Origin of the sequence: Mycobacterium sp. E1214 (assembly GCF_001666755.1) — a bacterium.
Lineage (GTDB): Bacteria > Actinomycetota > Actinomycetes > Mycobacteriales > Mycobacteriaceae > Mycobacterium.
Genome location: NZ_LZJC01000005.1, coordinates 1 through 22,950 on the forward strand (window position 1 = coordinate 1; position 22,950 = coordinate 22,950).

Consider the following 22,950-nt stretch of genomic DNA (forward strand, 5'->3'; position numbering starts at 1 on the left):
AGCGAGCACCCACCCAACGGCGGCCGGCGTCACTGACAGTCCAAGTACCGTGTCCAAAATCTGTGCCCCAATCGGTCGACGCCGGGGCGCCCGCGCCGCCGGCGCCCTGATTCGATGAGCCGTCCATTTGGGAATGGCGAAGTGGGATGTAGCCGAATCGCGAAGTATTTCGGGGTACCGGCAAACGCAATTCGGCTTGGCTAAGCGATAGCGCCGGCGCGGCAAGTGACGTCTAGCGATTTGATGACGTGCTGTGAGCCACGCCACCCGAGCGGGTGAAATAGGCAACGGTATTGCCGCTTGTCGACCGCCGCGGATGTGCAATTAGTTCTGGTTTGCTGCCGGCGTTGCCAAATTTGGCTTGGCAGGGGCGGTCCCCTGGCGGATATGCTGGGCTCGCCCGCCAGGGACCGCGCGGGCGTCACGCAACCAGCGGGGTGATCGGCAGATGATCTTCATCGTCGTCAAGTTCGAGACCAAGCCCGAGTGGACGGAGCGTTGGCCCGACCTGGTGGCATCGTTCACCGCCGCCACGCGCGCCGAGGAGGGCAACCTGTGGTTCGAATGGTCACGCGGCCTGGATAACCCCGCCGAGTACGTGTTGGTGGAGGCGTTTCGTGACGACGCCGCGGGCGGCGCCCACGTCAACAGTGACCACTTCGCGCGGGCGATGCGGGAGCTGCCGCAGGCGCTGACGGCCACGCCCAAGATCATCAGTCAGACGATCGACGCGACGGGGTGGTCGACGATGGGGGAGATGTCGGTCGACTGACCGACCTCAACCGACGGCAACCTCGATCTCGTCGCCGAGTCGGTAGCCCGGCGCGAGGGGCAGCGTGTCGCCGCTCCAAAACTTGCCAGGGTCAAACCAATTCGCGTCCTTGTCGGTGTCGAGCAGGCCCATGTCCTCGTAGGTGATGGCCACCGTCTCCGCGCAGTAGGCGGTGGACAGGCTCATCGCGCGGTCCGCACGGCGGCGCCGGGTCTGCCCGCGAACCTTGTTGTCGACCAACGGGATTCCCCGCACCCAGTCGTTGATCGTCGGAATCCGGCCGCGAATCCAACGACCGGTGAGCCGCGCGGTGGTGGGGAACGCGGTGCCGTCCATGCGGGCGATGACGCGCAGCAGTTTGTTCTCCTGCTCCCGGGTCGCGTACGGCGTCAGTTGACGCAGCCAGCACCGCTGGTGGTAGCGGTCGGCCCACTGCAGGACCGCCTGCCGCAGGTCGTTGAGCTGTACCCCCCGGTGCGGGGTACCGGTCCACAAATCCACGAGCTTGTCGCCCAATTCGGCATGCCAGATCAACGGTGGCAGGTCGTCGATGGCTACCGTCATGCCGACGTGATTGACCGGCGCGTTCGTCAGCGTCTGGATTGCGCGGTCGGGACCGGAGCGTCCGCGGAACAGCCAAAGGTCGCCCGTGCGAGTCTCATTGAGCGCCTGATCGAGGGTCAGCATCATAGGGCCTAAGGTGCGCGGGTCCGTGTCTGGGCAGACAAGTTAACCACACCGTGCGGGCACCGGATCCGGCTGCGAATAGCCTGGCTCGCATGCGCAGCATCTGGAAGTGGGTGGGCCTGGCGGGGGCCGCGGGCGTCGTCGCCGGCGGCGTGCTGGTGGCGCGCGACCAGCGCAAGCGGCGCGCCTACACGCCCGACGAGGTCCGGTCCCGGCTGCATCAACGGCTCGCCGAATACGAGGCGGCGAATCCGGCTCGTTAGTCCGGGTCGGGGTCGGTCCCGATGTCGACGGCGAACAGGCGATGGTCCCCCGTGAACCCCTTCAGCTCGACCTTGCGGCCCTTGTCGAACCGGATGTCGTCGCAATCGGCGACGGCGTCGCGCACCGGCTCACTCACCAGCACTTCGCCGCCCACCGCCTGGGCGGCGACGCGCGCCGCCATGGCCACGTTGCGGCCGAACAGGTCGTCGCCGCGGCGCACCGACCGGCCCATGTGAATGCCGATTCGTACTCGAATCTCTTCGTGCCGCTTGCGTTTCGCGTCCTTGCGCAGGGCGCGCTGGACGTCGATGCCGCACCGCACCGCCTGTTCGGGGCGGGCGAACGCGATCATGAACCCGTCACCCTGGCTTTTGACCACATGCCCGGATCGCCGCTGCACCAGATCCGAGACGAGCTTGTCGTGCGAGCTGATGAGCTTGACCCAGGCGCGGTCGCCGATCCGTTCGTTGAGGGCGGTCGATTCTTCGATGTCGGAGAACAAGATCACCACCCGGCCGTCCGGCGTGACGCGGGCCAGGTCGGGACGCTCCACCTCCGCCCAATCGGCGAGGTCCTCGATGGAACTGCGCACGGCGGCCCCGAAGCCCTCCTTGCGCATCAGGTTGGCGGTGTTCCACACGGTTTTGAGGGCCTCGCGACCGCCCGACAGCAACCGGTTGCGGGTGTCGGTGCGTTGCTGGAGCTCTTCGACCTCGCGACGGCTGCGCGCCAGCAGTACCGCCAGCACCGCGATCGCGCCGGTCTCCAACGCCGCGAGGCCGCCCAGAAGGTAGACCGCGACGTGCAGCGCATCAGCCATGCCCGTCATCCTTGCAAAGGGCGCGGACCGTTGAAGTTGTCGGGCCTATACGCAGTGTCTAGTGTTGACTCCGTCCGCCGCGGGTAGTGCATGTCAGACGTGTTCGTTCACTTTCGGGAGGTGCGGGCTTGGCTGACAGCGGTTCGGCGGACAACGGTTCCGACGAAGCTTCGAACAAGTTGGTCATTTTCGGCATCACCGGCGACCTCGCCCGCAAGATGACCTATCGCGCGCTATACCGGCTGGAGGCTCGCGACCTGCTCGACTTCCCCATCATCGGCGTGGCCAGTGACGACATCTCCAAAGACGACGTGGTCAAGCGGGCCCGCGATGCGATCACGGCGTCCGGTGAGGACTTCGACGATAAGGTGTTCCAGCGACTTGCGAGCCGGTTGTCCTACGTGCACGGCGACGTCACCGACGACAAGCTCTACGGCGAGCTGGCCAAGCTGATCGGATCCGACTGTCGGCCGCTGTACTACTTGGAGATGCCGCCGTCGTTGTTCGCGCCGATCGTCGAAAACCTCGCCAAGGCAGACCTTTTGGAGTGTGCGCGCGTCGCGGTGGAGAAGCCGTTTGGTCACGACCTCGCGTCCGCGCGCGACCTGAACGCCAGGCTGCGCGCGGTGCTCGACGAGGACCAGATCCTGCGCGTCGACCACTTTCTCGGCAAACAGCCCGTCGAGGAACTGCAGTATCTCCGCTTCGCCAACAACGCGCTCGCCAAGTTGTGGGATCGCGACAGCATCTCCGAAATCCACATCACCATGGCCGAGGACTTCGGCATCGAGGACCGCGGCAAGTTCTACGACGCCGTCGGCACGTTGCGCGACGTCGTGCAGAACCACCTGCTGCAGGTCCTCGCTCTGGTGGCCATGGAGCCGCCCGTCGGTCCCGGCGACGACGACCTCAACGACAAAAAGGCCGAGGTGTTCCGGGCCATGCCGGCGCTCGACCCCCAGCGCTGCGTGCGCGGCCAGTACCGCGGCTACACCGACGTGCCCGGGGTGGCCGAGGATTCGCAGACCGAGACGTTCATCGCGCTGCGGACCGAGATCGACAATTGGCGCTGGGCCGGCGTGCCCATCTTCCTGCGCGCCGGCAAGGCGCTGCCCGAACGGGTCACCGAGGTCCGCATGTTCTTGCACCACGTCCCCGGGTTCTCGTTCCTGCCGAACCGTCGCCCGCCGGAGCCGAACCAGATCGTGTTGCGCATCGACCCAGACCCCGGCATGCGGTTGCAGCTGTCGGCCCAGGCCGGGGACTCGTGGCATGACGTGCACCTGGACTCCTCGTTTGCCGAGGACCTGGGCGAGGCGGTGCGGCCGTACGAACGGCTGTTGCACGCCGCGATCATCGGGGACCGTCAGCTGTTCGCCCGTGAAGACGCCATCGAGGAAACCTGGCGCATCGTCCAGCCCCTGCTGGACAAGCCGAGCCGCATCCACCACTACGACCAGGGCTCGTGGGGGCCCGACGCCGCGCGGTCATTGCTGCACGGTGATCACCATTGGCAACAACCATGGCTGCCGAAGCGCGCGCAGCCGGCACAGTCATCGCAGTCATCGCAGCAGTAAGGAGAACCGACAGATGCAGCTCGGGATGATCGGCCTCGGCCGGATGGGCGCCAACATCGTGCGCCGCGTCGCTGACGGTGGACACGAATGCGTGGTGTACGACCACAACCCGGACGCCGTCAAGGCGATGGCGGGGGAGGAGCGGACCACCGGCGTGTCCTCCCTGAAGGAGCTCGCCGAGAAGATGACGGCGCCCCGCGTGGTGTGGGTGATGGTGCCGGCCGGAACGATCACCACGGGCGTGATCGACGAGCTCGCCAAGACACTGGAGTCCGGCGACATCGTGATCGACGGCGGTAACTCCTACTATCGCGACGACATTCGTCACGCAAAGACGCTGTCGGAGAGGGGGATTCATCTCCTCGACTGCGGCACCAGCGGTGGCGTGTGGGGCCGCGAGCGTGGCTACTGCCTGATGATCGGCGGCGACGACGAGGCGTTCGAGCGGGCCGAGCCCATCTTCGCCACCGTGGCGCCCGGGGTGGACGCGGCGCCGCGCACACCGGGGCGCGACGGTGAGATCGCGCAACCCGAAAAGGGTTACCTGCATTGTGGCCCCGCCGGGGCGGGCCACTTCGTGAAGATGGTGCACAACGGGATCGAGTACGGGATGATGGCCTCGCTGGCCGAGGGCCTAAACATTCTGCGTAACGCCGACATCGGCAAGCACATCCAGCAGGGCGACGCGGAAACCGCGCCCCTGTCGAATCCCGAGTTCTACCAATACGATTTCAACATCCCCGAGGTCGCCGAGGTGTGGCGGCGGGGCAGCGTCATCGGTTCCTGGTTGCTGGACCTGACCGCGATCGCCCTGTACGACTCGCCGGACCTCAAGGAATTCTCCGGGCGGGTCTCCGACTCCGGGGAGGGCCGCTGGACCGCGATCGCGGCGATCGACGAGGGCGTCCCGTCGCCGGTGCTTACCACCGCCCTGCAGTCCCGGTTCGCCTCGCGGTCGCTGGACGACTTCGCGAACAAGGCGTTGTCGGCGATGCGCAAGCAGTTCGGGGGGCACGCCGAGAAACCGGCGAACTAGCCGCGGCCGCGTCAGGAGCGCTTGACGAACTTCACCACCGCGGCGCTGAAGGCATCGTTGTCGTCGCCGGCCGCCGTGTGCCCGGCGTTGGACAGCTCGACGAATTCGGCGCGCGGCACGGTGGCCAGGAAGTGCCGCACGCCTTCCAGGCTCACGACGTCGGAGAGCTTGCCGCGGATCAGCAGCACGGGGATGGTCAGGCTCTTGGCGGCCTGCTCAAACTTCTCGGTGCGCAACTCGGGATCGTCGCCGGGCTTGGTCATGAACGCGGGGTCCCAGTGCCAGTACCAGCGGCCGTCGCGCAGGCGCAGGTTTTTCTTCAGGCCCTCGGGGCTGCGCGGCTTGGTGCGGTGGGGCAGGTACGCGGCGACGGCGTCGGCGGCCTGCTCGAGCGAGTCGAACCCGTCGATGCCGCTCAACATGAAGTCGCGGATGCGCGCGCTGCCGCCCTTCTCGAAGCGGGGAACCACGTCGACGAGCACCAGCCGGGTGACGTTCGCCGGGCCCGCCCGGTGCGCGGCGAGGATCCCGGTCAACCCGCCCATGCTGGCGCCGATGATGGTCGCCGGCCTCCCCATCGCCTCCAACACGTGCAGGACGTCGGCCGTCAGCGTCTCAACGTCGTAGTCGGCGTTGGGTGCGCGGTCGCTGTCCCCGTGCCCGCGGGAGTCCAGCGCCACCACGTGCAACCCCTCGTCGGCCAGGGTTTGGCCGGTGTGCTTCCACGAGAACCGGTTCTGGCCGCCGCCGTGCAGCATCAGGATGCTCGGCCGCCCGCCGCCGGCCGTGCCGCGATTCCACTCGTCGGCGACCAGGGTGATCCCGCCGGCCCCGGCGAACTGCACCGTCTCGGGGCTGGTGCTGACGGTATTCATGCGACGTGACGTTACCCACTTCGATCGAGGCTGCCCCGCAGGGGCGACGGCGCGGTGAATTTTCCCTTCCCGCTCGTGTCCATCGGGTGCACGATTCGCCGTCGGATCCCCTGAGGAGGAAGGCGGTCGCCGCGACCGTGCCATCGGTCAGCCCGACGTCGTCGTTCGACCGCAACCCGGAGGAAGCGGCCGAGTCCTACGTCTCGGTGTTTCTTAAGGTCAGCCCGGACCGGCTCAAGGAGCCGATCGGAGAGCTGACGGCGCGGCGGCGGGAACGTGGGGGAATGCGCACGATCGTCGTCGCCGACCTGGTGCCCGCGTTACCCGAACGACCGCGAAACACCCTGCCAGACAAGCGATCTCGCGCGTTGGGCGCCGGGGTCGGTGCACCCCGGGACCGCACAGGTTAGGTTGGTCCCTGCGGACGTCGAGCAGGGAGTGGACATGGCTGAACCGGGCTGGATCGACGTGGACGGGCCCGCCGGGAACCTGAAGGCACTCACCTGGGGGCCGCCCGGCGCGCCCCTGGCGCTGTGCCTGCACGGCTTCCCCGACACCGCCTACGGCTGGCGCAAGCTCGCGCCCCGGCTCGCCGACGCGGGCTGGCGCGTGGTGGCACCCTTCATGCGCGGCTACGCGCCGTCCGCGATCCCGACCGACGGCAGCTATCACGTCGGCGCGTTGATGGACGACGCCCTGCGAGTGCGCGAGGCGGCGGGCGGCACCGACCGGGACGTGGTGATCGGCCACGACTGGGGTGCGATGGCCGCGACCGGCCTGGCGGCGATGCCCGACAGCCCCTTCACTAAGGCCGCGATCATGTCGGTGCCGCCGTCGGTGGCCTTCCGGCGCGCGAGCGGTGTCGCCGACCGCGGCCGGCTTGCCGGCCACCTGGGGCGCCAAGTGTTTCGCAGCTGGTACATCATGTATTTCCAAGTCCCCTGGCTTCCCGAGCGGTCCGCGTCGTGGGTCCTGCCGCTGCTGTGGCGACGCTGGTCGCCGGGGTACCGCGCCGACGAGGACCTGCGCCACGTGGACGCGGCGATCGGGACGCCGGAGAGCTGGCGCGCCGCGCTGGGGCCCTACCGCGCCCTGCGTGGCCGGCGGCCGTCGGCGCGGTACGCCGAGCTGAATCGACTGTGGACCAAGGAGCCCGTGTTACCGTGCCTGTACCTGCACGGGCGTGACGACGGCTGCATGACGCCGGCGTTCGCCCGCTGGACGGAGCGGGCGTTGCCCCCGGGCAGCCGGGTCGCCGTGGTCGATCGCGCCGGGCACTTCCTGCAGCTCGAAAAGCCGGACAAGGTGGCCGACCTGGTGCTGGCGTTCACCGGCTCCCCCGGCTGACGCCGTGGCCCGGATGGCCGCCGTCGACGCGCAGTTCTACTGGATCTCGGCGAAGGTGCCCAACGACGAGTTCCTGTTGTACGCCTTCGACGCCGCCGACTGCGCCGACGCCATCAAGCGGTTGCGGCAGCGGGCCCGCGCTTGCCCCGCCCTGTCGGTGCGCCTGCGAGACCGCGGCCCGCTGGTCTACCCTCGGTGGGTGCCCGCGGATGCGGCCGCGGAGGCGGTGCTCCGCCACGACCTCGCCGAGCCCAGTTGGGGCGCCTGCCTGGCGGCTGTCGCCGCCCTCGCCGACGACCAGCTGGACCTGCGCCGGGTGCCGTGGCGGTTACACGTTTTCGCGCCGGTGTTCGGCATCCCCGGGGTCGACGGCGCGGGGACCGTGACGGTGCTGCAGCTGCCGCACGCGCTGGCCGACGGCGCCCGCGGCGCGGCGCTGGCCGGTTGGCTGTTCGGCCGGCCCACCCCGGTGCCCGCGGTGGCGCCCGCCCGGCCCGGGTGTTTCCTGCGGCGCGCCGCCGGGGCGGCGCGCGCCCATCGCCAACTCGTGCGCGACATCCGCGCCGGGTCGCTGACCGCCGGCCCGGGGCCGCGGCCGCTGCTTGCGACCAACACGCGCCCGGCGGGCGCCCGCTCGGTACGCACGCTGGTGCGGCATCGCTCGCAGTTGCGCGGCCCGACCGTCACGGTGAGCGCGCTGGTTGCGGTGTCGACGGCGCTCTCCGAACTGCTCGGTGCCGGCGCCGACTCGCTGGGCGCCGAGGTGCCGATGTCCAAACCCGGTACACGGCAAGCGAATAATCATTTCGGCAGCGTCGCGGTGGGGCTCTATCCCGGGCTGGCCCCAGACGTGAGGGCGGAACGGATCGCCGCGGAGCTGGCGGCCGGCCGCCGTCGCCAGGAACACCCCGCGGCGCGAGCCGCCGACCGCGCCTTCGCCGCCGTCCCGGCGCCGCTATTGCGTTGGGGCGTAGGGCAATTCGATGCCGACGCCCGGCCGGCCGGGGTGTCCGGCAACACCGTGGTGTCCAGCGTCAACCGTGGGCCGGCCGACCTGCGGTTCGGCGAGGGACGGGTGGTGCTCACCGCCGGCTACCCTGCGTTGTCACCGGCGATGGGATTGGTGCACGGCGTCCACGGCATCGGTGACACGATCGCGATCAGCGTGCACGCCGCCGCGTCGGCGGTCGCCGACATCGACGAATACCTGCGGCTGCTCGACGCCGCGCTGTAGCTGTCGCGGGGTCAGTGCGCGTCGCCGGAGCGCGCCGCCTGCTCGCGCGTCAGGCCGGCCGCGCCGATCAGCTCTTCGTGCAGCTCGAACCACACGGTGTGATAGGAGTCCACCAGCGGCCTGGTCAGCCAGGCGGTCTCGCCGGACTTGACCCTGTCGAGCGCCGCCCCGAGCTTGTCCGCGTAGGCCGCCAACCGCGGCACCTGCGCCGCGGCGGCCTCGATGATGGGCAGCACGCGCGCGTGCACGCCGTCGAGGCGGGCCAAGACGGCGGCGTCGTACTCGGCGTCGTCATGGCCGTTGGGAACGCCGCCGGGGCCGCCCTTGAGCTGCCAGTCCGTGACCACGCGCTTGAAATCGCCGTTCACCGAACCGAAGTGCTCGTACGCGGCGGTCATCGCGGTGGAGTCGACGGCCCGCCGTTCCTCGGTGAGCAGGGCCTCGAGCCGGGCGCGCCCCTCGCTGCTGATCCGCAGCGTCGCGTCCGCGATGAGGAATCCGGACTCGGTGAGCCGCCGGGTCGCCGCCGCGACGTCATCGGGGTCGGCTCCCAGCGTCGCGGCCAGCTCGTCGGGCTTGACCCGTCCCTTAAGCCGGACCGCTTGCAGCACGCCCAGTTCCGTCACGACGCCGACCGCCATTGAAGGCGCAGGGCCGTCAGCATGACGGTCAGCGGGGCGGCCGAGACCACGTCGAGGCGGCCGTCGTTGAGCGCGTCACGCACCGCCGCCTCGGACACGTCGTCCAGCCGCGCGTGCTCCCCGGCGGCGTGGGCGCGCAACGGGCTGATCCGCCGCGCGATGTCGGCCAGCGCGCGCAGCTCGGCGGTGTTGCTCTCCGACCACGCCGACAACGGCAACTGCCCTTCGCGCACCTCACCTTTGGCGCCGTCGACGGTGATCTGCCTGCCGGCCAAGGCGGCCGCCACGCCGGGGCCGCAGCCCACCACGGCCACGCGGCCCAGCTCGCGACTGACCACCGCCGCGTGGCTGGTGGCGCCACCGACCTCGGTGACGATGCCGTCGGCGGCCAGCATGCCCGACACGTCGTCGGGGCGAGTGTGGTCGCGGACCAGGATCACCCGCTCACCGCGTTCGGCGGCGCGCAGCGCCTCGTCGACGTCGGTGTACGCCGTTCCGGTCGCCACACCCGGGCAGGCCGGCAGCCCCTGGGCCAATAGCTTTGCCGCCAATCGGGTTTCGGGCTGCAAGGCGGGCGCCAGCAGGGTCTGCACGTGGGCCGGGGTGACCCGCCGCAGCGTCTCGACGTCGTCGATGAGCCCCTCGCGGCGCAGTTGCAGCGCCAGCCGCACCGCCGCCTGCGCCGACCGTTCCGCCGCCCGCGTCTGCAGCAACCACAGGGTGCCGCCCTCGACGGTGAACTCGATCTCCTGGACGTCGGAGTGCAGCCGCTCCAACGCGTGCCCCGCACTCACCAGTTCGTGGTAGACGCCCGGTTGTTCGTCGCGCAGCGCCGCGATCGGCTCGACGGCGACCGAACCGGATACCACGTCGTCGCCCTGACCGCCCGGCAGCCACTCGCCGAACGGTTCACTGTCACCGGTGATCGGGTTGCGCGAAAAGAACGTTCCCGCACCCGAATTCGGTCCGTCGTTGCCGAACACCATGGCCTGCACCACGATCGCGGTCCCGTGCCCGTCGTCGAGGCCGTAGTGGGCGCGGTAGGCCACCGCGCGCGGGGAGTTCCACGACGCGAACACGGCCTCGATCGCCGAGCGCAGCTGCGCGTACGGGTCGGTGGGTATCGGGCGCCGTTCACCGCCGACGATGCGCCGGTACATCTCGGTGAACCGGCGGCGGGTGTCGCGCGCGAAATCCTGGCCGCCGGCGGCGGCCAGCGCGCGCTCGACGCCGTCGTTCATGCCGACGTTGAGGATGGTGTCCATCATGCCGGGCATCGACTGGGTGGCACCCGAGCGCACGCTGACCAGCAGCGGGCGCGGGCCCCGCCCGAAGGTGCGCCCGGTCTCGGACTCCAGCCAGGCCATCCGGGCGAGCACGTCGTCCCAGATCGCGTCCATGGTGTTTTGCGGATCGGCGAGGTAGCGCAGCCCCACCGCGGTGGTGATGCAAAACGCCGGCGGCACCGGCAGCCGTTCGCGGCGCATGGCCTCGATGCCGTGGCCCTTGTTGCCCAACAGCTCGCGGGGGTGGCCCGCCGTGCCGTCCAGCAACACCACCGAGTGCTCGAGGGCGGCGGCCCCCCGGCCGCTTGCCGCCTGGTGGTGGGCGCCGCTGCCTGGCGCGGTGCGAGCCGTGGTGCACCCCCTCGGGGTCTCGGGTTTGGACGGGCGAACGCCGTTATGGTCCCACACGGACCAGCGGTTTAAGCGACGTAGCTGGTTGGCGGCCGGTTTGGCCGCTCCTGGTCTGGCGCCGGGCCCATGATCTAGGTTTACAGATATGGCTCCGTATGACACTTTCCACGACGTCGGGCTGCTGATCCTGCGGCTGGTGCTGGGCGTGACGCTGGCCGCGCACGGCTACAACAAGTTCTTCGGCGGCGGCCGCATCCCCGGCACCGCGCGGTGGTTCGAGAGCATCGGCATGAAGCCGGGCAAATTCCACGCGACCGTGGCGGCCAGCACCGAGATGGCGGCGGGGCTGGGCTTGGCCGCGGGGTTGCTCACCCCCATTCCGGCTGCGGGGTTCGTGTCGTTGATGCTGGTGGCGGCGTGGACGGTGCACCGCGCCAACGGCTTCTTCATCGTCAAAGAGGGTTGGGAGTACAACCTGGTCCTGGCCGTCAGCGCCGTCGCGGTCGCCACGGTGGGCGCGGGCCGCTACAGCCTGGACTGGCTGATCTTCGGCAAGAACTGGTTGGACGGCTGGCAGGGCCTGGCGATCTCGGCGGGTCTAGGCCTCGCCGGCGCGATCGGCCAACTGGCGATCTTCTATCGACCGCCGGCCAAGCAGGCCGCGGGCTAGCCGCTCCGCGGCGTCATCCGACCGCCGCGGTCTCGGCGTCGTGTGCCTCGGCGGCGGCGCGCTCGCCGGAGCGGACCGCGCCGTCGATCCACCCGCACATGACCGCCGAGCTCTCCGTCCCGGCCCAGTGGATCCGGCCGCACGGCGGACGAAGGGTGTGGCCGAACTCGGTCAACACCCCGGTCGGGGCGTGGCTGATCATGCCACCGCCCGCATAGCGGTCGGTGGTCCAGTTCTGTTCGTGGTACTCCCGCGGCGACCGGGCTTTCTCGCCGAACCGGGCGGTCAGCTCGCCGACGATCGCGGCCCTGCGCTCGGCCTCGCCGAGCGAGGTCAGCCGACGCGCCGCCGGCCCCTCGGTGATCACGCACATGATCCCGGGTTCGCCGGTGTCGGTGCACGCGTCGATGGTCAGCGTCGCCAACGTGCCAGGTGCGGCCGACTGGCCGGACAGCCCGTCGTACCGCCAGAACGGCTCGTCGTAGACGACCGACGCCTTGACGACCGCGCCGCCCGGCATCCGCTGATGCAGCATCGCGCGGTCCACCGGCAGCGCCGGCTCGTAGACGATCGAGCTCGCGACCGCCAGCGGGATCGCCACGACGACCCGCCGGGCCCGCACCGTCATCCCGTCCGCGCTGACCGTCACGCCGTCGGCGTCCTGGGCGATGCGCCGGACCGGCCGCGAAAGGTGCACCGTGTCGCCCAGTTCCGCGGCGATGGGCCCGTAGACGGCGCCCATCCCGCCGACCGGCCGGGCATCCTGGGAGCCGCCCGCGCCGGAAATCACGAAGGTGGGGCCGCCGGCCGAGCCCATCTGCAGCAGGCACCACAACAGCGACGTCTCCGACGCCGCCGAGGTGTAGGCGCCGGCCAGCGCCATGTCCAGCATCTGGCGCGCCTGGCGGGATGCGGTGTTCCGCTCGATCCATTCCCCCAGGCTGATGCGGTCCCATTCGGCGGCATGCGTTGCCTCCCAAGGGGCTTCGCGCGGGACCTGCTTGCACATCCGTTCGATCGACAGCAATCCCACGCCCAGGTTGGCGACCGCCCACGGGCTCATGGTCCACGGAATGGTGCCGCCGTACCGGTGCGCCGAGCCGTCGATGATCATCATCGCGTCGCCGTCGTTGTGCTGCTTGTACTCCGCCACGCCGAACTCGCGCATCAAGGCGTGGATGCGGTCTTGGCCCGGCCCCACCCAGGCACCGCCGCGGTCGATCCATGTCCCGTCCGGGCGGTACTCGGTGAACGTGCGGCCGCCGACCCTGTCGCGCGCTTCCAGCAAGGCCACCGAGTGGCCGGCCCGGTGCAGGCGGAGGGCGGCCGTCAGGCCCGCGAAACCGGCGCCGACCACGCAAAAATCTACCTCTGACACGACTGGCTCCTCACCTGGCCCCGCCCTAGCAGCAAACTACACCGGTGGCCCCCGCAGCCGGAGTGGGTTCACGCAGAATTCGCCCGCCCCGATACGGCGCGACTGGGTCGCCGGTCGGGAAACGCCGCGCAACGGGCCATGGAAATTCGACGGGAATCTTCGGCCGGGCGTCCGAAGTTCGACGCGTGCGGCTAGAACGCGTTCTAGTGTGAACAACCATGGGATTTCTGAAGCCCGAGCTGCCGCAGCTCGACATGGCCGAATGGTCCAAGGGCACCCGCAGCGAGAAGATCCGCCCGATGGCCAAGCACTGGGCCGAGGTCGGCTTCGGCACGCCGGTGGTGCTGCACCTGTTCTACGTCGTCAAGATCCTGCTCTACATCCTCGGCGCCTACCTGTTCGCGTTGACCACCAACGGCATTGACGGGTTCACCGGGCGATCCTGGTGGTCGGAGCCGATCGTGTTCGAGAAGGTCGTGCTCTACACGATGCTGTTCGAGGTGGTCGGCCTGGGATGCGGGTTCGGGCCGCTCAACAACCGCTTTTTCCCGCCCATGGGTTCGATCCTGTACTGGTTGCGGTTCGGCACCATCAGGCTGCCACCGTGGCCGGATCGGGTGCCGATGACCAGGGGCACCAAGCGCACCCCGCTCGACGTCGGTCTCTACGGCCTGTTTCTGCTCGTTCTTCTGGGCGCGTTGATCTCCGATGGCACCGGGCCGGTGCCGGAGCTGGGCACCAGGGTCGGCTTGCTGCCCGAGTGGGAGGTCGTGCTGATCCTGCTGTTGTTGGCGGTGCTGGGGCTGCGCGACAAGGTGATCTTCCTGGCCGCCCGCGGCGAGGTGTACGCGAGCATGGCGGTGACCTTCCTGTTCGGTGGGGTCGACATGATCGTCGGATCGAAGGTCGTGTTCCTCGTCATCTGGATGGGCGCGGCGACGTCGAAGCTCAACAAGCACTTTCCGTTCGTCATCTCCACGATGATGTCCAACAACCCGCTGGTGCGGCCGCGCTGGCTCAAACGGCGCTTCTTCGAGAAGTTTCCGGACGACCTGCGGCCCGGCCGGCTGTCGCGGTGGTTGGCGCACGTCAGCACGGCCATCGAGATGCTGGTGCCGCTGCCGTTGTTCTTCTGCCACAGTGGCTGGCCCATCACGGTGGCCGCCATCGTGATGGTCTGCTTCCACCTGGGCATCCTCGTCTCGATACCGATGGGGGTGCCGCTGGAGTGGAACGTGTTCATGATCTACGGCGTGCTGGCGTTGTTCGTCGCGCACGCCCGGCTGGGCCTGGCGGATCTGCGGCACCCGGTGCTCGTGGGTGTTCTGTTCGTCGTCGTCGCCGGAATCGTGGTGCTGGGCAACCTGTTTCCCCGCAAGGTCTCGTTCCTGCCGGGGATGCGTTACTACGCCGGCAACTGGGACACCACGCTGTGGTGCATCAAGCCGTCCGCAAACGACAAGATCACCCGGGGCATCGTCGCGATCGCGAGCATGCCGCAGGCCCAGCTGGAACGCTTCTACGGCAGCCCGGAGGCCGCGCAGATCCCGATCTACATGGGATATGCGTTTCGCGGCTTCAACACCCACGGTCGTGCGCTGTTCACGCTCGCGCACCGGGCCATGGCGGGCCAGAACGAGGAGGACTACATCCTCACCGACGGCGAGCGCATCTGCAGCACCGCCATCGGCTGGAACTTCGGCGACGGCCACATGCACAACGAGCAGCTCATCGCCGCGTTGCAGGAGCGGTGCCGCTTCGAACCGGGCGAGGTGCGCGTGGTGCTGCTTGACGCGCAGCCGATCCACAAGCAGACCCAGTCCTACCGCCTGGTGGACGCGGCGACCGGCGAATTCGAGCGCGGCACAGTCAAAGTCGCCGACATGGTGACCCGGCAACCGTGGGCGGACGACGTACCCGTCGAGGTGCTCTCGGAGTAGGCCGCGAGCGTAATCCCACCGCGAAAATCTCGCGGGAAAACCGCGGTGCGATTACGCTCGCGAAACCCTAACTCTCGGCGCGGACTTCCTGCGCGGCCGCCACCATGTTCTTCAGCGACGCGGCCACCTCGTCGGCGTTGCGGGTCTTCAGCCCGCAGTCGGGGTTGACCCAGAGCCGTTGCGCTGGAACTGCTTTGAGCGCCGCGCGCAGCGACTCGGCCATCTCCGCGGTGCTCGGCACGCGCGGCGAGTGGATGTCGTAGACGCCCGGGCCGACGCTGTTGGAGAAGCCGACCGAGTTCAGGTCGTCGAGGACCTCCATGTGCGAGCGCGCCGCCTCGAGGGACGTCACGTCGGCGTCGAGGTCCGCGATGGCCCCGATCACCTCGCCGAACTCCGAGTAGCACAGGTGCGTGTGGATCTGCGTCGAATCCTCGACCCCGGAGGTGGCCAGCCGGAAGGACCCGACGGCCCACTGCAGGTACTCGTCCTGATCGGCGCGGCGCAGCGGCAGCAACTCGCGCAGCGCCGGCTCGTCGACCTGGATCACCGCGATGCCCGCGGACTGCAGGTCCACGGTCTCGTCACGGATCGCGAGCGCCACCTGGTAGGCGGTGTCGGCCAGCGGCTGGTCGTCGCGGACGAACGACCACGCCAGGATGGTCACCGGGCCGGTCAGCATGCCCTTGACCGGCTTGTCGGTGAGCGACTGCGCGTAGGTGATCCACTCGACCGTCATCGGGTGCGTGCGCACGACGTCGCCGTAGAGGACCGGCGGGCGCACGCAGCGGCTGCCGTAGGACTGCACCCAGCCGTTCTGCGTCGCGAAGAAACCGTCCAACTGCTCGGCGAAGTACTGCACCATGTCGTTGCGTTCCGGTTCGCCGTGCACCAGCACGTCGAGGCCGAGGTCCTCCTGCAGCTTGATGACGTCGGCGATCTCCTTGCGCATCCGCTCGTGGTATTCCGCCTCGTCGATCTCGCCGGCGCGCAGCGCCGCCCGCGCCTTGCGGATCGCCGACGTCTGCGGGTACGAGCCGATCGTGGTGGTGGGCAGCGGGGGCAGCTGCAGCCGCTCGGTCTGGCTGACCCGGCGCTGCGCGGCGTCCCCGCGGTGTGTCCCGGTGGCGACGATCGAGTCGAGCCGCGACCGCAGCCGGTCGTTGTGCAACCGCGGGTCGCTCGCGCGGGACGCCACCGCGGCATTGGAGGCCGCGATCTCGTCGGCCACCGCGTCCCGGCCCTCGCGCAACGCGCGCGCCAGCGTGACCACCTCGGCGACCTTCTCCTGGCCGAAGGCGAGCCAACTGCGCAGCGCGTCGTCCAGATCGGTTTCGGGGGCAAGCGAATACGGCACATGCAGCGTCGAGCACGACGTCGAGACCGCGATGTCGGCCGCCGCCGCGCTGAGGCTGCCCAGCTTGTCCAACGCGGCCTCGAGGTCGGTGCGCCAGATGTTGCGCCCGTCGACGACACCGGCGACGAGTGTCTTGCCCGACAACTCCGGCACCGCGGCGACGGCGGTGTCGGCGCCGTAGACCAGGTCGACGCCGATAGCCTCGATCGGCGTGCGCGCCAGGCCGGCCAGCGACGCACCGGGATCACCGAAGTAGGTGGCGACGAAGATGGCCGGCCGATTGGTCGCCGCGCCAAGCTTGTTGTAGACCGCCTCGGCGAGCGCCGGTGCGTCCGGGGAGATGTCGGTCACCAACGCGGGCTCGTCGAGTTGCACCCACTGCGCGCCGTTGTCGGCGAGCAGCGAGAGCAGCTCGGTGTAGATCGGCACCAGCTCCTCGAGGCGGTCGATGGGCGCGCCGCCGCCCTTGACGCCTTTGCTGAGCAACAAGAATGTCAGCGGGCCGATGATGACGGGTCGCGCGGGAACCCCCTGTGCCAGCGCCTCTTTGAGCTCGGAGAGCACCTTGTCGGGATTGAGCGAGAAGGCGGTCGACGGCTCGATCTCCGGCACGATGTAGTGGTAATTGGTGTCGAACCACTTGGTCATTTCCAGCGGCGCGACGTCGGCGTTGCCGCGGGCCGCGGCGAAGTAGCGGTCCAGGTCGTCGGGGACCTGCGCGGCCCGGGCCGGGAGCGCGCCCAGCAGCACCGCCGTGTCCAGCATCTGGTCGTAGTAGGAGAAGGTGTTGACCGGGACGGAGTCCAGGCCGGCGTCGACGAGGCCGGCCCAGGTGTCGCGGCGCAACGTCGCGGCGACGGACTCCAGGTCCGAGCGGCTGGTTCGTCCGGCCCAATAACCCTCGGTCGCGCGCTTGAGCTCGCGTCGAGGGCCGATGCGTGGGGATCCGATAACCGTGGCGGTGAATGGCTGAGAGGTCACTTTTCGTCCTTATGTTCAACGGTGCGGTCAACCGCCTGCGGACGCGCAGCCATAGCCGTACCGGGTGCGCGCCCCATGACTCGTGCGGGCACATACCACGAACGGCGAAGGCCATACGCCCATTCCACGAGGCGATGAACCGGCCGAACGCGGCGCGTCCGGCACAGCTGGCAGGTCTTCGGACTCGCAGGCGCGCACCGGGTGGTGCTCCTAATGGCCGTCGCTTCCCAGTCTTTCGTCAAAGACCAGTGCTGGTGACGGCGGTCGTTCCTGCATACCGCTGCGGGACAGTCCCGGACTCCCACCGGGTTCCCTCTTGCAAAGCGCGTCTAACATTGCCTCGCTCGATGCCGACGCCGCGGTTGCGGCGACGGCAGACCAGCTGCGTAGCGCAGCTTACTCCGTTGCCGACTCAGCGTCCCAGGGCTTCTGCGATGGGCGTCTCGCCGTTGTTGAACTCGATGGTGCGGCCGATGGTCGAGTCGTCGGCCAGCACCGCGGCGGCGACTTGCGCGACGTCGGCGCGCGAGACCTCGCCCTTGCCCTGCGCGCCGACGGTGATGCGCCCCGTCGGTTCGTCCAGCGTGAGCTTGCCCGGGCCCAGCACGGTCCAGTCCAACCCGCTGGCACGCAGGTGTTCGTCGGCCGCCGCCTTGGCCTCAGCGTAGGCGTAGAACGAATTATCCGGCGACACGCCATGATTCGGGCCGGCCCCGAAGTAGGACACCATGACGAAGCGGCGCACCCCCGCCCGCTCGGCGGCATCGACGACCCGGATCGCCGCGTCGCGGTCCACGGCGTACGTCCGCGCCGGATCCCCGCCGCCGGCCCCGGCCGAGAAGACCACCGCGTCGTGGCCGCCCAGCAGCTCGGCCAGCGCGGCCGTGTCGAGGCGCTCGATGTCCGCCACCGTCGGGCGCGCGCCGGTGGCGGCGACGTCGTCGGAATGCTCGGGGTTGCGGAAGACCGATGTCACCTCGTCGCCGCGATCGGTCAGGATGCGGGCCAACTGCAAGGCGACCTTGCCGTGGCCGCCGATGATCAGGATGCGGGGCATGCTCCCGACGGTACCGGCGCCTTTGGCGTCAGAGCTTGACGCGGCCCATGATGATGTCGATGATCGGCTTTCCCGGCGGGTAGGCGTTCGTCAGCGACGCCATCGTGTGGCCGTAGTCGACCAGCAGCGTGATGCCGCTGATGCCAAAGGCAGCGGCGCTGTTCAGGAACGCCATCACGTCGCCCATCTGCTCGGGCGTGTGCACCTTGGAGCCGGTCTCGTCGCGGTAGTCCTGGGCGAAGGTGAGCCAGAGGTCGGCGTTGGCCTGGGCCAGCGGGGTGTCCGTGGGCCCCGGGCAGATCGCATTGATGCGGACGCCCCTCTTCAGCAACGGGTAGCCCTGGGTGGCGACGTAGGCGTTGACGACCTTCTTGGAGAACCCGTAGTGGATGATCCCTTCCGCCTCGTGCGCCTTGACCCAGTCCTGCGCCGCGGCGAAGCCTGGGATGGCGAGGAATTCGGTCAGCAGGTCCAAGTCGTTTTCCCAGCCCATGCCCGCCACCGAGGAGATGAAGCAGATGGCCGAGCCGGAGGGCAACTGGTTCTTCTCCAGCAGGCGGTCGATGAGGTGGCGGTGGCCGAGGAAGTTGATCGCCATCAGGTCGGTGGTGCCCTCGGCGATGCCGGCGGCCGAGAACACGGCGTGGACGGGGCCGTCGATCCGCTCCAGCGCCGCGTCGATCGAGGCGGGGTCGCGCAGGTCGACCTGCACCGATTGGGCGACGTCGTAGTTCACCGGCGCGTAGTCGAGCACGATGACTTCGGCGCCGAGCTCACCCGCTGACTTGGCGGCCGCCGCGCCCATGCCGGTCGCGCCGCCCACCACGAGGGCTCGCTTGCCGTCGTAGCGCAACCGATCGACAACAGTCATGGAAATCCCCTTCTCATCTACCGCTAGTCAGGTTCTAATCGCCTAACTGTATGGGTAACAGTTATTTGGTTCAATACCTGGCTGCAGCGGCTATTCGGGGCGCGCCGCGACGCCGCGCAAGACGGTGTCGCGGGCATGGATCAACGCCGCGCGTTTGCCCACATCGGCCAGGATGTTCTCCGGTATCCATTGCAGCCCGATGACGCAACGCGCCAGCATCGCGGTGGAAGGTGCCTCGATACCGATCTCGCCTGCCTGAATGCCTTCGGCGAGAAGCGTTTTCATTTGCCGAAGCCGGGTGGCGTACAACCAGCCGGGGTTGGGGGTGTCCGGGGGCGACTGGCGCATCCAGGCGAGCTGAATCCTGAACTCGTCGGAGAACCGATCGAGCGCGTTGACGTTCACCCAGCTCAGCGCATCCAATTTCTCGACGGCCGTGGCGTCGGAGCGCAGGACGCTGACCCAGCCCGCTTCGACCTTGCGGCCGAACGATTCCATGATCGAGGCGAGCAACTCGTCTTTGGAGCCGATCACCCGGTAGACGGTTCCGGTGCCCAGGCCCGCCGCCGACGCGATGTCCCGGATGGTGGTCACCTCGTATCCGCGGCGGCCGAACTCCGCCCGCGCCACCGCGCGCACGCGCGCCGCCTTGTCGCTGGGATCGGCGTCGCTGTCGTCGGACCAGGTCGCGATGACGCCGTCGGCCGCGGCGAGGGCCTTCGAACCGTCCAGCGCCGAGTCGGTTGGGGGATGGGTTGCCAAGCCGTGCAGCATGATTCGACACAGCAGCGCGGCCACCTGCTCGGCGGGGGATTTGTGGCGCATGACGTCCAGACCGACCTGCAGCACGGTCTGACAGATGCGGTCGGCCAGCGTGGGCAGGTCGACGTCGGCCGTGATGTAACCGCTCCACCGGCCGGCGCGCAGCGTCTGCAGCATCGCCTCTTCGATGGCGACGGGCCGCTGCTGGGTCAGCTTGATCAGCTCCGGGTCGGTGCTGGGCCCCTCGTAGAACGACATCTGCATCGCGGCGCGATGTTCGACGGCGCACGCGGCGATGGCCGATCCGAGCGCGACGATCCGCTCCGCCGGCGAGCGAGAGTCGGCTTCGTCCAGCCGCGCCAGCGCTGTTCGCCCGATGCGGTCCAGGTCGTCCTGGTAGCGGCGGATCAACTCGACGAGGATCGCCTCTTTGGACTCGAAATGGTGATACAGGCTGCCGGGCAAGATGCCTGCGGCATCGGCGATCTCCTGCAACGACGTTCGCAGCCCCGACGACGCGATCAACGATGCGGCGGTCTGCAGAATCTCGGTGCGGCGCGCCCCGGAATCTCCTGTGCCCCCGGGCATTCGTCCCACGCGACCCGCACCTCTCCGCCGAACCAAATCTTTGTCGAAGATTAGCAGACGGCGCGGGGCGAACCCCCTGCATACGGCCGGTGCAGTCCCCATTGCGAAGCGCGGCCGCTCATCACGTCCCCTTGGCAAGGCGCACACCGAGATCGGTGAGGTACCGGTCGGACGCACCGCGGAATGCGCTCCAACCGAGCAGGCGTTTGAGGTACAGATGAGCGTCGTGTTCCCACGTGTAGCCGATGCCACCGAGCACCTGGATGGCCGTGTCACCCACGCTGGCCAGTCGTCCCGCGAACCCCTTGAGCCGCAGCGCCGCCACCTGCCGTTCACCCGGTTCGGCGTGGTCGGCCGCCCACAGCGCGTGGATCACGCCGCCGCGCGCCAACTCGACGGTCTCGTACATGTCGACGCAGAGATGCTGGATCGCCTGGAACGATCCGATCGGCTGGCCGAATTGCTTTCGCGTCTTGGCATATTCGACGGCCAGCTCCATGACGGCGCGGGCGGCGCCGAGCGCGTCGGCCGCGGCCGCGATCAACACGTCGTCGGCGACCGCCGCCACGAGGTCCGGGGCGGCGCTCGCCAGGCGTAGCGCGGGCGCGGAGTCGAAAGCGACGCGGCACCGCTTGCGGGACGGGTCGATGCCGCGGTTCGGCTGCACGGACAACCCGGGGGACCCCGCGCGGACCGCGAAAAGCCCGGCGCCCTCCCGCTCCTCGGCGACCACCAGCAGCACGTCGGCGGCGGCCGCGTCCGGCACTCCGCCGAGAGCGCCCCTCACGACCGCATCGGCACCGTGGCGGCCGGCCGTGAGGCCCGGGTGCCCGGCTTCGGGCAGGCACACGGTGACGACCGTGGTGCCGTCCGCGATCCCGGTCATGAGCTCCGCCGCCGGCACGTTCAGCCGGAGGAGGAGGCGCGCGGCGGCGACCGCGCTGGACGGCCACGGCCCCGGATTCAGCGCCGCACCCAATTCCTCGGCCACAACGCCGGCCTCGACCATCGTCATGCCGGCGCCGCCGTGCTCTTCGGGCACCAGCAGGCCGATGACGCCCAGGTTTGCCAGGCCGCGCCACACCGTGTCGGTGGTGCCGGTCGAATCGTCGAGCAGCCCTCGTACGTGGGGCGAGATCGGTGCCTTCTCGGCGAGGAAGCGGCGGGTGGTGTCGCGCAACGCCACCTGCTCGTCAGTCAATTCGAGGTTCATGCGCGTGGCAGCCCCAGCACGCGCTGGGCGGTGATGTTCTTGTTGATCTGGGTCGTGCCGCCCGCGATGGTCAGCGAGCGTGACGTCAGACGGTAGTCGGCCCACGGGCCGCCTGCTCCGTCGTCGCCCAGCACGTCGAAGGCCAGGTCGGCCAATCCCTGGCCGATCTAGCCCCACAAAGTCTTGGCCAGGCTGGCCGATCCCAGGGCGGTTTTCTCCGAGCCGCCGTGCAGGGTGGCCGAGATGGACCGCAGGCACAGCACCTCGAGATATTTGATGCGCAACGCCATTTCGCCGAGGCGCCGCAATGTCACGGGATCCTCGAGCGCGTCGGGCCGGGCCGCGCCCAGGTCGTGCACCAGTTCCTCGAGCCGCGCCTGCATCTCCGCGTACAGCCTGGCGGCTCCCGCGCGTTCGTGACTGAGCGTGGTGGTGGCCACCTGCCAACCCGCGTTCAGAGGGCCCAGCAGTGCGTCGGCCGGCACCCGCACGTCGTGGAAGAACACCTCGGCGAAATCGGTGTCACCGTTGAGGGTGATCAACGGACGGGCCTCGATGCCGGGCAGCGTCATGTCGACGATCAGGCAGGAAATCCCCTTGTGCCTCGGCGCCTCAGGATCGGTACGCACGTAGAGCTGGCACCAGTCGGCCCGGTGTCCCAATGACGTCCAGATCTTTTGGCCGTTGACGACGAACTCCGCGCCACGGCGTACCGCCCGGGTGCGCAGCGCGGCGAGGTCGGATCCGACCTCCGGTTCTGACATGCCCTGACACCAGATGTCGTCGGCGCGCATCATGCGGGGCAACAGCGTGTATTTCTGATCGTGCGTGCCGTACTGCATGATCGCGGGAGCGATATTGTTCAGCCCAATGATGTTGAGCGCAACCGGGACTCGAGCGCGCGTGGTCTCCTCGGTGTAGACTAGCTGTTCGAGAACCGTCGCCCCGCGGCCGCCGTACTCGCGGGGCCAGGACACCGCTGCCCAGCCAGCTTCCGCCATGGTGCGGTTCCAGCCGCGCAGCAGCTCGAAGGCGGCGTCGTCGCGGCCGGTGGGCCGGCGGGCGGCCACCAATTCGTCGGTGAGGTTCGCGGACAACCAGTCGCGCAGCTCGACGCGGAACCGTTCCACTTTCGCCGGATAGGAGAAGTCCACTATTCCCAACCTCTGACCGCGCGCTTGCGATCACGCCGGACTCTACGGTCGAGCGGATATCCGGTCAACGGCCACCGTCGCGGCGCGTC

General features: G+C 69.2%; 20 protein-coding genes, 1 pseudogene and 1 riboswitch. Of the genes and pseudogenes, 9 read left to right on the forward strand and 12 right to left on the reverse strand.

Annotated elements, in window-relative coordinates:
* The first annotated feature begins 448 nt into the window (after window positions 1–448).
* Window positions 449–772 carry a putative quinol monooxygenase gene (locus tag A5700_RS00320; protein ID WP_068065967.1) on the forward strand — a complete coding sequence of 108 codons (324 nt, stop codon included), beginning with the start codon at window positions 449–451 and terminating at the stop codon, window positions 770–772.
* 6 nt (window positions 773–778) lie between these two features.
* Here A5700_RS00320 and A5700_RS00325 read toward each other — a convergent pair whose 3' ends face one another.
* Window positions 779–1,459 (reverse strand): guanylate cyclase, encoded by a 681-nt coding sequence (locus A5700_RS00325; RefSeq protein WP_068204327.1) that lies wholly within the window; start codon window positions 1,457–1,459, stop codon window positions 779–781.
* A gap of 92 nt (window positions 1,460–1,551) precedes the next feature.
* Here A5700_RS00325 and A5700_RS25785 point away from each other — a divergent pair, with 92 nt between their 5' ends.
* Window positions 1,552–1,722, forward strand: coding sequence for a hypothetical protein (locus A5700_RS25785; RefSeq protein ID WP_156670988.1), 171 nt, complete (start codon window positions 1,552–1,554; stop codon window positions 1,720–1,722).
* Here the strand turns inward: A5700_RS25785 and A5700_RS00330 are convergent.
* On the reverse strand, window positions 1,719–2,552 hold the full coding sequence (locus A5700_RS00330; protein WP_068067487.1) for an adenylate/guanylate cyclase domain-containing protein: 834 nt from the start codon (window positions 2,550–2,552) through the stop codon (window positions 1,719–1,721). The two genes, A5700_RS25785 and A5700_RS00330, sit on opposite strands and share 4 nt — an antisense overlap.
* A 119-nt stretch (window positions 2,553–2,671) precedes the next feature.
* Here A5700_RS00330 and A5700_RS00335 point away from each other — a divergent pair, with 119 nt between their 5' ends.
* On the forward strand, window positions 2,672–4,120 hold the full coding sequence (locus tag A5700_RS00335; protein WP_068067490.1) for a glucose-6-phosphate dehydrogenase: 1,449 nt from the start codon (window positions 2,672–2,674) through the stop codon (window positions 4,118–4,120).
* A 13-nt stretch (window positions 4,121–4,133) separates the two neighbouring features.
* Window positions 4,134–5,156 (forward strand): phosphogluconate dehydrogenase (NAD(+)-dependent, decarboxylating), encoded by a 1,023-nt coding sequence (gnd, locus tag A5700_RS00340; RefSeq protein WP_068067493.1) that lies wholly within the window; start codon window positions 4,134–4,136, stop codon window positions 5,154–5,156.
* Between the two features lie 11 nt (window positions 5,157–5,167).
* Here the strand turns inward: gnd and A5700_RS00345 are convergent, their stop codons facing one another.
* Window positions 5,168–6,031, reverse strand: a complete 864-nt coding sequence (locus tag A5700_RS00345) for an alpha/beta fold hydrolase (protein ID WP_068067496.1) — start codon at window positions 6,029–6,031, stop codon at window positions 5,168–5,170.
* A gap of 137 nt (window positions 6,032–6,168) precedes the next feature.
* Here A5700_RS00345 and A5700_RS00350 point away from each other — a divergent pair, with 137 nt between their 5' ends.
* From A5700_RS00350 to A5700_RS00360, 3 genes are read left to right on the forward strand one after another with little or no spacing between them, the layout of a single operon-like run.
* Window positions 6,169–6,441 (forward strand): hypothetical protein, encoded by a 273-nt coding sequence (locus tag A5700_RS00350; protein WP_156670989.1) that lies wholly within the window; start codon window positions 6,169–6,171, stop codon window positions 6,439–6,441.
* Window positions 6,442–6,475: 34 nt separating this feature from the next.
* Entirely contained in the window at window positions 6,476–7,378 is a 903-nt protein-coding gene (locus tag A5700_RS00355) for an alpha/beta fold hydrolase (RefSeq protein WP_068067570.1), read from the forward strand.
* A 13-nt stretch (window positions 7,379–7,391) separates the two neighbouring features.
* Complete coding sequence (locus A5700_RS00360) at window positions 7,392–8,612, forward strand: DUF1298 domain-containing protein (RefSeq protein ID WP_068067502.1); 1,221 nt, start codon at window positions 7,392–7,394, stop codon at window positions 8,610–8,612.
* 11 nt (window positions 8,613–8,623) lie between these two features.
* On the opposite strand, the gene A5700_RS00365 is transcribed toward A5700_RS00360, so the two are convergent.
* Together A5700_RS00365 and A5700_RS00370 are read right to left on the reverse strand one after the other, a co-directional pair.
* A complete protein-coding gene (locus tag A5700_RS00365; protein WP_068067573.1) occupies window positions 8,624–9,238 on the reverse strand; it encodes a hypothetical protein in 615 nt (204 codons plus the stop codon).
* Window positions 9,235–10,812 (reverse strand): pyruvate, phosphate dikinase, encoded by a 1,578-nt coding sequence (locus A5700_RS00370; RefSeq protein WP_068067505.1) that lies wholly within the window; start codon window positions 10,810–10,812, stop codon window positions 9,235–9,237. The genes A5700_RS00365 and A5700_RS00370 overlap by 4 nt, the downstream gene beginning before the upstream one ends.
* Before the next feature lie 223 nt (window positions 10,813–11,035).
* On the opposite strand from A5700_RS00370, the gene A5700_RS00375 reads away from it, so the two are divergent.
* On the forward strand, window positions 11,036–11,560 hold the full coding sequence (locus A5700_RS00375) for a DoxX family protein (protein ID WP_068067507.1): 525 nt from the start codon (window positions 11,036–11,038) through the stop codon (window positions 11,558–11,560).
* A 13-nt stretch (window positions 11,561–11,573) separates the two neighbouring features.
* Here the strand turns inward: A5700_RS00375 and A5700_RS00380 are convergent, their stop codons facing one another.
* Window positions 11,574–12,938, reverse strand: coding sequence for an FAD-dependent oxidoreductase (locus A5700_RS00380; RefSeq protein ID WP_068067510.1), 1,365 nt, complete (start codon window positions 12,936–12,938; stop codon window positions 11,574–11,576).
* Between the two features lie 218 nt (window positions 12,939–13,156).
* On the opposite strand from A5700_RS00380, the gene A5700_RS00385 reads away from it, so the two are divergent.
* Window positions 13,157–14,878 (forward strand): DUF3556 domain-containing protein, encoded by a 1,722-nt coding sequence (locus tag A5700_RS00385; RefSeq protein ID WP_068067513.1) that lies wholly within the window; start codon window positions 13,157–13,159, stop codon window positions 14,876–14,878.
* Between the two features lie 67 nt (window positions 14,879–14,945).
* Here the strand turns inward: A5700_RS00385 and metE are convergent, their stop codons facing one another.
* From metE to A5700_RS00415, 6 genes and pseudogenes are all read right to left on the reverse strand, one after another.
* Window positions 14,946–17,216: a 5-methyltetrahydropteroyltriglutamate--homocysteine S-methyltransferase gene (metE, locus tag A5700_RS00390; protein WP_068067516.1), complete on the reverse strand. Its 2,271-nt coding sequence runs from the start codon at window positions 17,214–17,216 to the stop codon at window positions 14,946–14,948.
* A gap of 151 nt (window positions 17,217–17,367) precedes the next feature.
* Window positions 17,368–17,565, reverse strand: a riboswitch (cobalamin riboswitch).
* Window positions 17,566–17,628: 63 nt separating this feature from the next.
* Window positions 17,629–18,273, reverse strand: a complete 645-nt coding sequence (locus A5700_RS00395) for an SDR family oxidoreductase (protein WP_068067519.1) — start codon at window positions 18,271–18,273, stop codon at window positions 17,629–17,631.
* 28 nt (window positions 18,274–18,301) lie between these two features.
* Window positions 18,302–19,144, reverse strand: a complete 843-nt coding sequence (locus tag A5700_RS00400) for an SDR family oxidoreductase (RefSeq protein WP_068067522.1) — start codon at window positions 19,142–19,144, stop codon at window positions 18,302–18,304.
* Between the two features lie 90 nt (window positions 19,145–19,234).
* Window positions 19,235–20,494, reverse strand: coding sequence for a TetR/AcrR family transcriptional regulator (locus tag A5700_RS00405; RefSeq protein ID WP_068067525.1), 1,260 nt, complete (start codon window positions 20,492–20,494; stop codon window positions 19,235–19,237).
* A gap of 121 nt (window positions 20,495–20,615) precedes the next feature.
* Window positions 20,616–21,707 carry an acyl-CoA dehydrogenase family protein gene (locus tag A5700_RS00410; RefSeq protein ID WP_068067528.1) on the reverse strand — a complete coding sequence of 364 codons (1,092 nt, stop codon included), beginning with the start codon at window positions 21,705–21,707 and terminating at the stop codon, window positions 20,616–20,618.
* A pseudogene (locus tag A5700_RS00415) lies at window positions 21,704–22,861 on the reverse strand (acyl-CoA dehydrogenase family protein). The gene A5700_RS00410 and the pseudogene A5700_RS00415 overlap by 4 nt, the downstream one beginning before the upstream one ends.
* Window positions 22,862–22,950 lie beyond the last annotated feature (89 nt).